The 17,186-nt window shown below is 50.9% G+C and carries 3 protein-coding genes; all 3 read left to right on the top strand.

The features are described from left to right. Window positions 1-100: 100 nt before the first annotated feature. The 3 genes from LZU85_RS14880 (at window position 101) to LZU85_RS14870 (ending at window position 17,182) form a co-directional block, all read left to right on the top strand. Window positions 101-592, top strand: coding sequence for a tetratricopeptide repeat protein (locus tag LZU85_RS14880; protein WP_011081799.1), 492 nt, complete (start codon window positions 101-103; stop codon window positions 590-592). A 293-nt stretch (window positions 593-885) separates the two neighbouring features. Beyond that, window positions 886-2,910 carry an alkyl/aryl-sulfatase gene (locus tag LZU85_RS14875; protein WP_237287491.1) on the top strand — a complete coding sequence of 675 codons (2,025 nt, stop codon included), beginning with the start codon at window positions 886-888 and terminating at the stop codon, window positions 2,908-2,910. A gap of 307 nt (window positions 2,911-3,217) precedes the next feature. Then, window positions 3,218-17,182 carry a T1SS-143 repeat domain-containing protein gene (locus LZU85_RS14870; protein WP_237287489.1) on the top strand — a complete coding sequence of 4,655 codons (13,965 nt, stop codon included), beginning with the start codon at window positions 3,218-3,220 and terminating at the stop codon, window positions 17,180-17,182. Window positions 17,183-17,186 lie beyond the last annotated feature (4 nt).

Below are 17,186 nucleotides of genomic sequence, written 5' to 3'. Positions count from 1 at the left end.
TTTGGTTCAACCGTGAGAGGAGGTGGAAAATGATCTCTGCTCGTTTCACGGCAATCATTCAAAAATTCAACAACGATGATCACAATAATGGGGAGTTCACATGGATGAGGTGATTCAATCCGCAATCCAATTGAGAAAAGCTGGGCAATACGATCAAAGCCGAGCGCAATTAACCACCTTACTTCAAGACGCGCACTACAAAGCGCTAGCGCATCTCCATATTGCTTGGAGCTATGATAATCAAGGTTTGGAATCACAAGCGGTACCTCACTATTTGGCGGCAATACAAGGTAACTTGACGGGGGATGACCGCTTTGAAGCCCTGTTTGGTTTGGCCAGTACATTGAGAAGCTTAGGGGACTATCAAGATGCACTGAACTGGTTTGAGAAAACGCTGCAAGAGTTTCCTGAGCGAAGAGAAGTGATGCCGTTCTACGCAATGTGCCTTTATAACTTGGGCAAACATCATCAATCGACCGCGTTGCTACTCAATCTACTGGTGGAGACGACCCAATCTCAAGCCATTCTGGGTTATCAAAGAGCCATAGCTTTGTATGCGGAAGATTTGGATCGCGTCTGGCCCAAGGGCTAACGTGCATTATGCTGTTATACCCTTCCTACTTGAAGCTGCAGCGGTGTTGACTGCATTCGTTCACTGGCACGCCAGCCCGGCCCAATCACATAGCGTATCTATGCTCATGGGGATTCACTCATTTGCCGCCTACCTGCAACTTCAAGTTGTTTGGGTATAAGAGGGATTCTTTGATAAGGTGAAGTGTTGAAGTATCGCGAATCGTGATGTTTTAAATAAACATTTATGCATGTATCTCTATGTGTTGTTTTTCTAAAGTATGCCCATAACAACGCACTAAGAGAGATAACGTTATGAATATCCGCTTTGTACCCTCAACCCTTACCCTTGCTTTGATGGTTTCTTTTGGCGCATCGGCGGACTACGCCAGCTTAGAAAACTATCAAGGTAAGCCAGCAACGGCGCACACAAAACAAGCCAATGCTGAACTGGCAAAACAGTTGCCTTGGCATGATACCTCGGCGTTTGAGCGCACTCAGCGTGGGCTTATTGCCGAATTCGGTAGCCATCAAGCTGGTGAACTCAAGCAGCGTTTTCACTATATGGCAGAAATGAACGTAGAGCAGTTGCCAGAGACGGTGAATCCGTCGATTTGGCGTCAAGGCATGCTCAACTACGTTGCCGGCGGCTTGTATGAAGTGACGGATGGAGTTTATCAAATCCGCGGTGCTGACCTCTCGAATATGACTATTTACCGCACCAACAATGGCTACGTGATTCACGATCCACTATTGTCACGCGAAGCGGCGGCAGCAGCGTGGGAATTTGCCAAACAGCATCTCCCTAAAGTGAAGGGTGGCCACAAAATCACCGGCATGATCTACTCTCATATGCACGCAGATCATTTCGGTGGTTCAAGAAGCATTATTGATTCTGGCGATTTTGTTAAAGGTGCGCCGATCTACGCACCGAAAGATTTCATTAAAGAGCTGGCGGATGAAAACATCATCGCGGGTACGGCCATGAGTCGTCGTGCCAACTATCAATACGGCACCACCCTTGACAACAATCCGAAAGGCATTGTGGATAATGCGCTTGGTTTAGGTACGTCTCGTGGTGAAGTCACGCTGGTGGCACCTACGCAAGAAATCCAACCTCGTGAAAAAGAGCTGACCATTGATGGGCTCAAGTTCCACGCGATCAACATGCCGGGCGCAGAAGCCCCAGCAGAAATCGTGCTTTATGTTCCTAAGTATCGCTCTCTCAATACCGCAGAGCTGACTTTCGATGGCATGCATAACATCTACACTTTCCGTGGTGCGAAAGTACGCGATTCCTTGGCGTGGACCAAATACCTCACCGAGCTGAAACTGCGTTTTGTCGACAGCGGTTTGGTGGACAACATTCACGCCGCGCACTCAGCGCCAGTGTGGAATGATCCGAACACTGAGGTGAATGAGATTTCACAATACATGACCCTACAGCGCGACAACTATGGCTTTATTCATAACCAGTCGATGCGCTTAGCAAATCATGGCGTGACCATTCACGATGTGGGTCGTGAGATTGAGAAAATTGTGCCTCAAACGCAAAAAGAAACCTGGCACACCAATGGTTACCATGGCTCCTACAGCCATAACGCTCGAGCTGTGGTGAACTTGTATCTTGGCTATCACGATATGAACCCGGTGAACACAAACCCACTGGCGACTCAGGATAAATCGTGCGTTTACGTGGAAGCCGCTGGGGCACAAACGCTATACAAAGCGGGGCAAACACACTTCGCCAAAGGGGAATATCAGCAAGCATCGCAGCTATTTAACGACTTGGTTCAGTGTGACCCGAACAATATTCAATACCGTTTTGCGTTAGCAGACAGCTTTGAACAGCAAGGCTACCAGTCGGAAACCATGGCGTGGCGCAACTCGTATCTGCAAGGCGCGGTTGAGTTGAGAACCGGAGAAATTCGCCCATCCATGAAAGCAGCGTCGGCCGATGTGATTGCCAACACTCCAACGGGGATGTTCCTTGATTTCTTAGCGGTGAAGTTAAACGCGACGAAAGCAGAGCAAGCGGGGCTGGATTTCCGCTTTGGTGTATCACACCCAGAGCTGAAAGAGCATTACTACGGTGAAGTGTCCAACGCGAACATGGCCAACATTCAAGTGGATAAGTTACCGAATACCGATGTGACTCTATCCATCAGTAAGAGCGACTTAACGCAAATTGTACTAGGCAAAACAACGTTAGATAAGCTAGTGAAAGAAGGAAAGGCAACCCTGAAAGGGGATGCCCAACTGATAAAAGCATTGTCGGAATGTTTAGATGAGTTTGATGGCTTGTTTGAGATTCTTCCAATGCCGAATAAAAAAGCATAGAAAGTGCTAACCCCTAATCCCTCAACTTCGGTTGAGGGATTTTTTTTGCTTCTAATTCAGTTGGATACACCCATTAAGTAGGGTAGCATCGTCACGGTTTTAAAAATTCAGTCCGAGCTTATCAACAATGGAAGTGTCCAGTGGCCGCTTCGTGGTGACCAAATGGTTATGACTCTTTGGGTGAAATGTGGTGCTTTCGTTGTTTTGATTTTAAAAAACATAGGTTTAAATAGAGGTTCTTTCTTGTTTGATACTGCTGCATAAATTAAATTAGTATCAGTAAGCGCAGTGGCATAGGGAAATGACAATGAAACCGGTACTTTATATCGAAATTGATGGCGTAGTTTGGAAAATTATGCCGGACGGTCAGTGGGTTGCCGTACAAGCCGACGAGGTGGTTGACCCAACGGTGAAGTACGTTAAAGAAACACCGCTACCCATCAATGATAGTGATGCCGTTAACATTGACGATCCTATTGACGCAGAGCCAGTGTACCAACGCCCTACAACGCCAAACGATGCGCCATCTTCGGATCAGGACCTTTCTTCTGAAAGCGCGAGCTTATTCGGTTTCATTCGCCCTGAACTGCGTGAGGTGTTGGCTCAATCCGGTTATGACACGCTGCCGACAGATTATGAAAACACGCCCGAGCGTGAAAGCCCAGATGCGCAATTTTATCTCTTGGATGACGACGCCACGATCACGGTGATGATTGCCGATGGTGGCGATGGTTACGAAAATGCGCTGGAAGTGCCGAGCATTGCGATTTTCGGTACCACGACAGACGTTGAGGATGGCCGCATCGTTCAGTTGGTTTTGTCCGATGCTTCCGGTCAACAGCAAGTATTTAGCGCCACGGTTTTTCAAGGTGAGTACCGCGTTGAAGGCATTGATGCCAGTGGGTTTGATGAAGGCACCTTGACCGTCACCGCAACCATTACCGATGAACTCGACAACTTTATTCAAGCCTCTGACACCACAATCAAAGATACTTTAGCGGAGATCACCACCGAGTTTGATGGCCGAGGCGATGAGTTCTTTAACCGTTTTGAAATCTCTGCCTCGGGCCTGACAGGCACTGTTAGCCATGTTGAAGATGGGCAGCGCATTGATATCGAAGTGATCGATAGCTTGGGCCAAACCTTACGTTTTACCACTACGGTCAATGGTGGAACCTGGTCGATCAATGAAGATTTAAGCAGCCTTGCGGAAGGCCCACTGACCATTCATGCTCAAACCATCGACATGGCAGGCAATCCTGCCAGTGCAAGCGATACCATTGTCAAAGATACGCAAGCTTCTATTACGGTAGCCATTGACTCTGGCGATGATGATTTGGTGAGCGATGCTGAGAGTGGCAACGTCCGTGTCTACGGCGAGGTGGCCAATGTTGAGGATGGACAAGCGATTCGAGTTGTCCTAGTAGACTCGGCAGGCCATGCCCAGTGGTTTACTACCTCTGTGTCGGGCAATCAATGGTCGATCGATAATATCGATGTTTCTCAGTTTGCCGATGGTGATTTTCGCGTGCTGGCGGTGACGAAAGATGTTGCGGGTAACCCCGCTGTCGCGACCGATAGCGCAGGGCTAGATACCATTTTTCCTACCATCGATATTGATACCTTAACCGGTCTGCGGATCATCGATTTTAAATCTGGGGCGGACACGGCCTTGCAAGGCACCACCACGGGCGCAGAAGCTGGACAGCCAGTTTTGGTCACCATCACCGATGGGGTGAATACGGTTGAAGCGCTCACCCACGTTGATGCGGCTGGCAATTGGTCGTTCGACAGTATTGACCTTTCGGTGTTAGATGCCAATTTGGAATGGCAATTGAACGCAACGGTGACGGATCTCGCTGGCAACCGCGCAAGCGACGATATGCCTAGCCTGATTGTGCCTGATGTGGTCAACGTCAATGAAGATATTGCCGTTGTTCTTGGCAGCAGTGACGCGCTTTCGCCAATCAATATCGATAATGCCGATTTCACTTTCATCGACGAGCAAAGCAGCTTGTCTTCGCTGACCTCGCTTGGTCAATCCATTTCTGTGGTCATCTCTGCCGATGGTCTTTCTCTTTCGGCGGTGCGAGCCGATGGTCAAGTGGTGTTGTCGGCCAGCATTGTCAATAATCAAGAAGTCAAAATTCAACTCTTTTTGCCAGTCGATCACGGAGACACCCAACGCTTACTGACGGAGCTGATGATTCAAGGTACGCAAACCGACAGTGATGGTACAACCGAAACGGTGGTTGTGCCGGTGGCGGTGGTGATTGGCGATGCGATCGTTTTTCCTCCACTGGTTGACAGCGCGGCGATCACCGTCACCATCGATGACGGTGGCGATGGCTACGAGAACGCGCAAGAAGTCCCCGCCGTCGTCATTCATGGCACCACAACCGATGTGGAAAATCTCCGATTAGTAACGATCACTGTGACCGATGTGGATGGCAATACGCTGACATTCACCACTCGAGTAGAAAACAACCGTTACCAAATCTCACCAGTTGACTTGACGGGCTTAGCCGAAGGGCCGTTGAGCGTCGAGGCTCATATCGACGATGTCTATGGCAAGACCATTCAAGCCACCGATAGCACCATCAAGGATACCTTGGCAGACATCACCGCGGAGTTTGAAGGCAATGGCGATGAGTTTCTCAATCAGTTTGAAGTGAGCAAAACTGTACTGACAGGCCGAGTCACCGAGGTAGAAGACGGTCAGCGCATTGATATCGAGGTGATCGATGCTCTAGGGAACACCTTAAGGTTCTCGACTCTTGTGGCGGGCAATACGTGGACAATCGAAGCCGATCTTTCATCGCTGGTGGATGGCGAATTGACGCTCAATACGCAGACCATCGACGTTGCCGGTAATGTGACCACCGCGAGTGACACCATTGTTAAAGATACGCAAGCGGCGATTACCATCGTCATCGACAGTGGCGAGGATGAGGCACTGAATCCGACCGAACTGAGTGCTGTGACGCTTTCTGGCGTCGTCAGCCATGTTGAAGATGGTCAAGCGGTGCAAGTGGTGGTGACGGATGCCTCTGGTGCGAAGTTAGTGTTCACTACTGTTGTCGTCTCGGGTGCGTGGTCACTCAAAGATCTCGACCTTTCCTCTCTTACTGATGGCGAAATTCGTGCCACCGCCAGTACCATCGATGTGGCGGGTAACCCTGCCACAGCAGAAGATACGGCGATTGTGGATACCACCGCGCCCACGATCGACATTGATACCTTAACTGGCCTTGAGATTGTGCAATTTAAGCAAGGAACAGAAACTGCACTGCAAGGCAGTACCACTGGGGCTGAGCCCGGACAGCCAGTCGTGGTGACCATCAGCGACGGCACTCAGACCATTTCGGTGACAACAACCGTGGATGCGGCTGGCGTGTGGTCGTTTTCCTCCATCGATGTCAGTGCGCTGGATGCTGCGAAAAGTTGGAGCTTAACCGCCACGGTGACCGATGCCGCAGGCAATAGCGCCACCGATGAGACGCCAACGCTGGATATTCCAGACACCGTCGCGTTGTGGGAAGACTTAGCCGTGATTCTCGACAGCAGCGAGGCGCTGTCGGAGATCAATATTGAAAACGCCCAGTTTACTTTCCATGACACGCAGTCGGATCTCGCCGCACTTACCTCCCTTGGTCAATCCGTGTCAGTGGTGATTTCAACCGATGGCCTATCCTTAAGCCTTGTGCGTGGCGATGGGGCAACGGTATTGACCGCTGCGATTGAAACCAATAGCCAAGTTAAGTTGTCCCTCTTTTTGCCGGTTGATCATGGCGAAGCACAACGCTTGCTGACGCAAATTTTGTTGGAAGGTACCCAAACGGATGCCGATGGCACCACGGAAACGGTGATTGCGCCGTTACCGATTGTGATTGAGGACGCGATAGTCTTCCCGCCGTTGGTGGACAGCGCGTCGTTGACGGTCACCATCGACGATGGTGGCGATGGTTACGAAAATGCTCTCGAAGTACCAGGCACACGGATTCACGGCAACACAGTGGATGTTCAGGATCTGCGTTTAGTCACCATTACCGTGACCGATTCGTTGGGTGCGACACTCACTCTCACCACCCGAGTGGAGAACAACCAATATCAGTTTTTCCCCGTCGATTTGAGCTCGCTTGCCGAAGGGCCGCTGACGGTCGAGGCAGAAATTCATGACGCCTATGGCAAAGTCATCACCGCCAACGACACCACCATCAAAGACACATTAGCTGAAATTGATGTCGCCTTTGATGGCCAAGGGGATGCATTTTTAAATCAGTTTGAAGTGGCCACCACCACGCTCAATGGCCACGTGGCCAACGTGGAAGATGGGCAAACCATCAATATTGAAATCATAGATGGACAAGGCGGACGACTGACTTTTACCACGGTGGTATCGGGCGACCAATGGTCTCTGGATGTTGATTTAAGCACGTTAAGTGATGGTGAGCTGGCGGTGCATGCTCAAACCATTGATATCGCGGGCAACCCTACCACCTCACACAACACCATAGTGAAAGATACTCAAGCGTCCATTACGGTTGAGATTGACAGTGGTGATGACGACTTATTGAATCCAGCAGAGTTGACTTCGGTCAAAGTCAGCGGTTTGGTTAGTCATATCGAAGATGGCCAAAGCGTGAATGTGGTGCTGTCGGACTCGGCAGGCAACACCATGACAGTGCAAACCACGATTGTGGGTGGGGCATGGGCAATCGATAATCTCGATCTTTCAGGCTTTGTGGATGGCGAGATATCTGCCACCGTCTCGACCGTCGATGTGGCAGGCAACCCCGCAACGGCAACGGATAGTGCGACGGTAGATACCACGGCTCCAACCATTGATATTGATACGCTCGATGGTCTCAACATTCTGCAGTTTAAATTAGGGACCAACACCGCGTTGCAAGGAACCACTACGGGGGCAGAAGCTGGCCAACCGGTGGTGGTCACCATCAGCGATGGCACTCAAAGTATTCGTGTTACCACGAGCGTGGACGCCGCGGGGAACTGGCAATTTGCAACCATTGATGTCAGCGCCTTGAACAACCGCGCGACATGGACACTCACCGCCATGGTGACCGATGCCGCTGGAAACAGTGCAGTGGATGACATGCCGACGCTCACTTTCCCTGATGTGGTGACCGTGTATGAAGATTTGACGGTGGCGATTGGCAGCAGCGGCGCAACATCCGATATCAATGTGGAACAAGCGCAATTCCGATTCCATGAGGTTCAAACGGATCTAGAAAGTCTGACTTCGTTTGGTCAAAGCATTACGACCACGCTTTCAGCCGATGGGCTGACCTTAACCGCCACCCGTGCCGATGGTGAAATTTTACTGACGGCGCATATTGCCTCCAATGCGCAAGTTCAGTTGCAACTCTTCCTGCCGGTGGACCACGGCGATGCACAGCGCCTACTCACGGACCTGATGATTGCGGGAACGCAAACCGATGCCGATGGCACCACTGAAACGGTGCTAACGCCACTGCCCATCGTGATTGAAGACGCGATTGTCTTTCCTCCGCTGGTTGATAGTGCAGAGATCACCGTGGTGATTGACGATGGTGGCGATGGCTACGAAAACCAGTTTGAAGTCCCCGCAGTGCGTATTCACGGTAACACAGTGGATGTTGAGGATTTACGCCTCGTTACCATTACCGTCACGGATGTGGATGGAAAGGTGCAGACCTTTACCACCCGCGTTTCCGATAACGCCTATCAAGTGAGTCCGGTTGATCTCAGCTCATTGGCGGAAGGGCCACTGACGGTGGAAGCGGAAATTCACGATGTCTATGGCCATTCTGTGTCGGCCAGTGATTCCACCATCAAAGACACCTTGGCGGAGATCAACACCGATTTCCAAGGCAATGGCGATGAGTTCTTCAATAAAGCCGAAATCACCACCAGTGGTATCGCTGGGACAGTGAGCAATGTGGAAGATGGCCAGCGCATAGACATTGAAGTGGTGGATCATCTCGGTAATCGCTTAACCTTCACAACGACCGTGAGTGGCAACAATTGGTCAATTAACGAAGATCTCTCTGCTCTTGCTGAAGGTGAGCTCACCGTGCATACGCAGACAATTGACGTCGCAGGCAATCCCACCACGGACACCGATACCATTGTCAAAGACACGCGCGCACTGATCAGCGTGAATGTCGCCTCAGGCAGTGATGCGCTGCTCAATGCGACTGAAGTGACCGCCACCGATCTGTTTGGTCGCGTCTTTTTTGTCGAAGAGGGACAAACGGTTTCCGTCACGGTGACGGATCAAGCGGGCAAAGTGCTGACGTTTAGCACCACGGTGGTAAACGGACGCTGGGACGTTGCCGATGCGGATCTCTCTAGCCTTGCTGACGGGCCGATTGTGGTGACAGCGTCGGTCAGTGATGTGGCGGGCAACGTGGCGACGGCCAGTGATTCGGTGCATGTGATTGATACTTTGCCACCACAAATTGACATCGATACACTCGATGGCTTGAGCGTGGTAGATTTTCGCTCTGGCAGCTTAACAACCCTTCAGGGCACGACCACTGCGGAAGAAAATCAAACCGTCACGGTGACGATCAGCGATGGGGTGAACACGCTGACTTACACCACCTTAGTCAGCGCCAGCGGCTCATGGCAGGTTGAAGGCGTGGATATTGCGACTTTAGATCAAAACCGTGAGTGGCAAATTCAAGCTGACGTAACAGATTTGGCTGGTAACCCAGCTAACGACGGCATGCCAACGGTGATCTACCCAGACGGCGCCGTGTTTGTTGAGGCGCTCGTCGGCATTCTAGGTGAGCAAAATGCGACGGTTGATCTCAATATTCAGTTTGGTGATTTTACGTTCCACAGCGATCAAAGTGCGTTTGCTTCTTTGACTTCGCAAGGCTTGGCATTAACCGTGGTCATTTCGCCCGATGGTCAAACATTGACGGCCACTCGCACGGATGGCCAGCAGGTGTTGACGGCCGAGATAGTGGGTGAGCAAGTGAAGATCAGCCTGAAAAAGCCGATCGATGAAATTCGCGACTTGGATGCAACGCACACCTCGTTGTTGATTCAAGCAACACAAACGGATGCCGATGGCACCAGTGAAACCGTCGTTGCCCCCGTTTCCATCGTCGTGCTCGACTCTCAACCGATTTCGTTTGATGACCATTACCTAGCAACGGAAGGGCACAATGAGTTTGGTAACCTGCTTGCCAACGATTTTGACCTTGATGCGCCACTGCTGGTGAAAAGCATTTTGATTAACGGTGAAACGCATGTGGTTTCGCAAAGCGCACCACTGAGCTTAACGCTGCCAGAGGGCATCCTTACTATCTATTCTGATGGTCGTTGGACCATGGCGGTCAGCCGAGATCTCGACCATAACCAAAGCCAGCAAGTGACGTTTTCCTACATCGCAGGGGATAAAAGCTACGATTACGACTCCGCCAATGTGGTGATCGATATTCGTGATGGGGAAGCTGGACGCATTGAATCGAGCAATCAAACGGTGACTGAGCCTCTAATCATGGCGGATGCGCAGGTGGTGAACAGCACCATTCATGTGAAGGGCGGTTCGGATAATCCTGATCCGGACTCGTTGCGTTTTGATGAATCTGCGCTGCTGGATTTTGATGCATTGAACCTGACCAGTGGGGAAAGTTTGCTCGAGTTGAGCTACCAACTGAGCAGCGATGGGAAAACCATTACCGCCAGTTCGACGGGCGGTGAGGTGATTTTTACCCTTGCCATCAGCGGTGCGGTGCTCAGCGGCAGCGACGTACAAGCCACCCTAACACTGACGTTGAATCGTCCGATCAATCAAGCAAATGGTGACGATGTGACTCGTTTACCAGTCACCATCACAGGCACCGACAGTGATGGTACCGCGTTGATTTCCGGTGATTTTGTATGGCATATCAACGATGGCGCTAACCCTACGCTCGCCAATAGTGATGGGGTGTTCCTTAATGAAGAAGGGCTGTTAACCCAATCCAGTCTTGTCGACAACGGTACGGTGAACGTCACCGTGGGCAGTGATCCGATCGCTGAGCTGTATTTCGATTTGGCTGGTCAGCCAACCTTAACCAGTGGCGGTGAGGAGATTTCGTATGTGGTTTCTCCAGATGGTAACACGCTTCAAGCTTATATTGGGGATCTGAACCATTTGGTATTTGAAGTGCATATTCAAGAGCCAAATGCAGAAAACAACTCACTGATTAACTACGATTTCATTCTTTATCGAGCCTTAGATCAGCATGATGAAGATGAGATTGACGCGATTCCTCTCGTGATCACCATCCGCGATACAGATGGCGACATACAGCGTTTGCCTTTAGACATCGAAATCCAAGACGGTCATCAAGGTGAGCTGACGTCGGCGACTTTAGTGGTGACTGAGCTGCCGAAAGATAATCTGATTCCCGCGGGCATCACCAGCGAAGCCAGTGTGAATCTGGTGGTATCGGCAGACACCGACCCTATCGTTGCGGTGACGTTGTCAGTGAGCAATGGTCAAGCAGTGGTGGATCGCAACAATAATGCGCTTACCCATAACGGTGAGGCGTTGGTTTGGCGTGTGAACGGTGATGGCAGTTATGATGCCATTCTCAGTGATGGCACGGCGGTATTCTCTGTGCAGTTGCCGGATGGCGTAAACTTTGCGCCAGATAGCACCAATCAGGTCACACTGTCGGTGCATCTCAATTTGCCCGTTGATCACAGCAAACTGACCAACGATAAACAATTGAGTGTTGCATTACCCGTCACCGCGACGGATACCGACGGCACCTCAGTGACCAGCAATAGCACCTTGATCATCTTTGATGGCGAAACGCCAGTGCTGACGGTGGCAGGCAAGGTTACTGTCGATGAACATGGCATTGTCGATGATGGCTCCGAATCGGGTGTAGAAAGCGTTAAGCATGTTTTGAGCATCGATGGCGGCAGCGATGACGTCGCCGACATTCAAATTGATGTCGCGGCGTTTAATGCACACGGGTTCACCAGCGGTGGCTTAGCCATCACACTGCACGCGCAAAACAGCAACGGCTGGTTTATTGCCAAAAACAGTGCAGGGGAAGTGGTGTTTAAAATCCGTCCCAATAACAATGGTAAGGTCGATTTTTCATTACAAGGGGCGCTTGATCACCCTGATGGCAACGGCACCAACTTACTCGATTTGCCTTTTGAAATATGGGTCATCGATGCTGATGGCGACATCTCCTCCACCGAAACTTTAACCGTGACGGTGAGCGATGATGTGCCTATTGCACAAAACACCAGTGTCGAGCTGGTGGAAGGAGACAGTTACACCACCAACTTGCTGCCTGAATCAGTGATGGGTGCCGATGGCGCTGAAATCAGCAGCGTTACGTATCGCGGTACAACCTATCCGCTCTCGGCGGATGGCACGCCAGTGACCATTCAGCTCGTTAACCCGAATGTACCAAGCGAGGTGTACGGCACATTAGTCGTGCATCAAGATGGCACATTTGAACTAACCACCAACCCAAATGTGACCACGGTTCCTGCGATTTCGGACACGGTAAGCTATGTCGTTATAGATGGCGACGGTGACCAAGTGACCAGCACCGCAACGTTGGTCTTGGATGATACGGCGGGAATCTTGCGCGTTGAAGATCTCGAGATGCGTGAAGATGAACAAGGGACACTTTCCATCGTCGTTGCGCTGGGCGATCGCGATCAAGGAGAAGTGGTGGACTCAATAGAGATTGATGCCAACTCTCTGCAAGGAGGCACCTTATATCTCGATGGCCTCGCGCTCAATGCGGTGGGTGGCAAAGTCATTCTCTCGGGTAGTCAGTTGGTACTGAGTGGCAACCAAGTGACGGTGTCGGGTGCGTTGACTTATCAACCTGCAACCCACTTAGCCAGTAACACCGCTACCATCACGCTTGCTGTGACAGCTATTATTACGAGTGCGTCTGGGAACCAAACCTTGGCGGATACCATTAATGTCAATGTGTTCCCCGTTGCGGATGTACCGACATGGCAAGCCGATTCACAGTATGACTACACCCTTGTTGAAGACAGTTCAGAGCCATTAACGTTGACGTTGAACGCCGATCTTGTCGACAGCGACAGTTCCGAGAGCCTCAGTTATCTGATCTCCGGCATTCCTGCGGGAATTACCGTTTGGCTCGATGGCAGCCAAGTCAACGAAACCACCGCCTATAGCGAAGAAGAGTTGAATCGCATGACGATTCGATCTGACACCAATATTTCTGGACAATTCACCTTTACGGTCACCGCCATAGCAACGGAAGCGGGTAGTAGCTTTGCCAGTCCAAGCGATCAAACCGCAGTTGCTTCTCAGCAAGTGACCATAAATGTCCGACCGGATGCCGATACGCCGTCGCTATCTGTGAAAAACATTGCGGGCTTAGAAGATCAGCCGTTGAACCTCCACGATGCCATTAAAGGACATCTTAACGATACGGATGGTTCTGAAACGCTCTACTACAAGCTTGAAGTGGCAGAGGGTTGGAGCGTCGAAGGGGGCACTTCCTTAAGGCTCGAAGATGGGACGTATTGGTTCTCGGATGCTGAGCTGGTGGCTGGTCACATCTATCTGGTGCCGAAAGAAGATATCAGTTCAGTGACCGAAACGTTGAGCGTCAAAGTCACCGCAGTTGCGGTGGAGTCCAATGTTGATGGATTAGTGCCTGTAAACCCAAGCGCCAACAGTGTGACAGAGACCATCACCATTCGTCTCACTGGCGTGGTTGATGAACCGTTGGCGGTCGATGGTGGAGAGGGCCACTGGCGTTATGACGCAGAAACAAAAGTGATCAGTAATCAGGTCGATTTCATCGAAGATCAATTGATCCCGCTTGATTTTGTCTTGGTGACTTCAGATGACGATGGCTCCGAAGTGATCAACATTTTGATCACGGGCATTCCTGATGGCGTGATGCTCGTGGATGCTGCTGGGCAGCCGGTGAGTTTGCCGATCTCGGGTGAAGACCCAATCACAGGGATCATTTATCAAGTGACTAATAGCGATTTGGCCAACTTGTATCTCAAAGTACCAGAGGATTACAGTGGTCAATTGCAACTCTCGCTTAAAGTGATCTCCACTGAGCCAGATGGTGATTCGGGCGAGTTTCCTATGACGGTAGATATTGAAATCAAGCCGCAAGTGGATGAGAACTCTGGCTCAACGCTCAGCTCCTTGGGTGTGGAAGACAACGCCGTTCCTCTTACTTTATGGCCTTCGCTGGGAGCCGATAACGATGGCAGCGAAGAGGTGATTGGCTACGTGATTCAGGCGCCAGAGCAGGGCATTACGCTCTATTTTGACGGTAACTATCTTGAAATACCGGCAGGTGGTTGTGACGTCTCGAGTTTGCTGGACTCTCTTTCCCCCGATCTGGAATCGTTGTTAACCAGTGGCCGTTTAACCGCCAAAGGACCGATGGATTTCAGTGGTACGCTCGATATTCCAGTGACTTATTTGGTGCAGGATACCTCTGGTACAGGCGCCATTGACCAGAAATATGTTGATGCGACCATCGCAGTGAATTTTGATGCTCGCGTTGAACTCGACACACGCTTAGAAGGCAATCCAAGAGTATTGGCTAACACCGAAGGTGGACCCGTCGATCTCACTTACGCGGTGCGTTTTGTTGATATGGATGTGGATGGCTCAGAGTATCTTGATTATATCGTTATCAAAGTCCCGGCAGGCTTAACCTTGATTGTCGAGCACCCGAATGGGGCCACTCAAGACGGCGCAGGAAACTGGGTGATCCCAGCGCATGGCCTAACCAGTGATAGCGTGCGAGAGATGGCGGCGCTGATCCTCAAGGATGCGACGATTTCGTCGACACAAAATACTGAGATTATTAATCTGGTGATTTCAGCACGTGTGATTGATGGGGAGGATGCCCGCTTTATCGACGCGCCGATCCGAGTGCAATTTACCGGCCATGATGATGGTGGCGGCAGCTGTGATCCGGTGGGGCCTCCTGGCGATCTGACTCCGGGTGATGACGCGCTGCAGTTTAACGAAGGAGAAGACCTCGATTTGTCTGGTCTGCTCGATGGCAATATTGGCAGTGATCCAAATAACGAACTCTCATTCTTTATTAGCGCCGATAAACTGCCAGACGGCGTGATGATTGAAGGAGAAGGGGTCACCATTGAGTATGACAGCGCCGGTAACATCGTCGGCTTTGTTATTCCGCCTGAAGCAATGGCGAGTTTAAAAATCACCGGTTTGGATGAAGACTTTGCGGGTTGCCTTTCTCTCGAAGTGGAAATCAAAGAAACCTCTGGCTGCAATGGTGACAGTGTCACTACGACGCAAGCCATTGATATCGAAATTCTGCCAGTGGTTGACGACTTAGTGGTCTCCTCGATCACGTCGATGGATGAAGATGTGGTCACTCAGTTAGACCTCAGTGTTGTACTGGGAGACAGCGTTGAGGCGGGACAAACCATCAGTGGTGAGGGTAACAGTGCAACGGGTAAAGAGACCATCAATAGCCTGATGATCAAAGTACCAAGTGGCGTCACGTTAGTGGAAACTCCAGCGGACACTGGCTTGCTCACCGACAACGGTGATGGAACGTACACCATTAACGACGCGACGCGACTGACCGATATCAGCCTTGTCCCTCCGGCGCATTACAGTGGTGATATTACCTTGGAAGTGCACGCGAACATTACCGATGCTGCGGATTGCGTCACGCAAACCGACACGCAAGACAAGGTATCGATCGTCACCATTCACATTGAACCGATAACGGATGCAGCCAACATCGTGACCAACAATGTTCAAGGTGATGAAGATAGCTATATCGCCCTGTCTGGATTGGATGTCAGTTTGATAGACCAAGATGGTTCAGAGACCTTATCGGCGATGATCAAGGGCGTGCCTGATGGTGCTGTGCTGGTTTACAAAGTGGGCGAGAGCTATGAACTGCTGCCAAATAATGGCCACGATGGCGGCACGTTTGCCGGCAAGCCAACCAGTGAATGGCAGCTAGATCCAAGCCGACTGGGTGAACTCTATCTTCTGCCTCCGCTGGATTTCAGTGGCGATATTTTGCTGACTATTGATGCCATTACGCAAGAAATCGGCACCACCGATATTGTCCACACTTCTGGCACGATGACAGTGGGCGTCTTGCCGGTGGGTGATGATGTGCAGTTCTTTGGATTGGATAGTCAATACACAGGCACGGAAGGAGAAGCGCTCTCTATCCCTGTGACCATCAGCAGCAATGAAACCAACAGCGATGAGTTTATTGTGCTGACCTTGCATGCTGAATTGACCTCCGATCCTTCCGCGTTGAAGGGGCTGGATAAGATCATCGCCGATGGTCATGAAGCGTCATTCACTCAGCTCGGTGACGGCAGTTGGATCGCAAGAGTGATTGTACGAGCCAGTGAGGTCGGCAGTATCGAACTCTACTCAGGCAATGCCTTTGGCACACTCAACTTAACCATGACCGCGCAAACTTTCGACAAGAACATTGTGTTGGGTTCTCTGGCGACAGATTTGGGTGAGGCGCAAACACAAACTATTGTTGTTGAATTAGCTCCGGTACCCGATGAGCCCATTTTGACGCTGGATTACGTCACCATCGTGGCGGAAGCGAGTGGTGCCATTCCACTCAATCTTGATATGAGCATGGTTAACCCAGCCGATGGAGAAGAAGGGTATCTGACCATTTCGGGATTACCCGATGGTTTGGTCCTGTCGGCTGGCAGCAAAGAGTCGGGCGAATGGCTCGTTCCGGTTAACGATGTGGCCAACCTCAGTATTGTCTCCGGTTACACCGGCGCCGAGAGTTTCACCCTCACACTGACGCCAAGTGCGCAGTTGGGTGGTCAGACGGCGACAGGACTTAGCCAAGAGTTGGATGTGCAGTTACTGGCAACCGGGGACAGCAGCTTAACTGCCACCAGTGGCGATGATCTGTTTGTTTTCAACTCAGACAGTTTAGGGGCGGTGGGGGATGCGACGATCGATACCATCGCAGGGTTCGATATGTCTGCCAACAGCGACACCATTGATCTCAGTGCGATTTTGTCTGGTCTGGGTGTGAGTGACGGCGCGAGCGCCGATCAGTTTGTCGACTTGGTGCAAACCGGTGCGGATCTGCATATCAACATCAAGACTGATGGCGTGAATGCGGTGCAAACCATCGTGCTGAGTGACCTCAATCTTGAGGATTACTACGGCGCAGGGTTGACCGAAGCACAGGTGCTTCAGCAAATGATCGATGATCAAAATCTGATTGTTCAGTAGTTGG

This window comes from Vibrio floridensis, assembly GCF_021852965.1.
Taxonomy (GTDB): Bacteria; Pseudomonadota; Gammaproteobacteria; order Enterobacterales; family Vibrionaceae; genus Vibrio; species Vibrio floridensis.
Note: the sequence above shows the minus strand (reverse complement) of the source record. Positions and strands in the feature narration are given on the sequence as shown.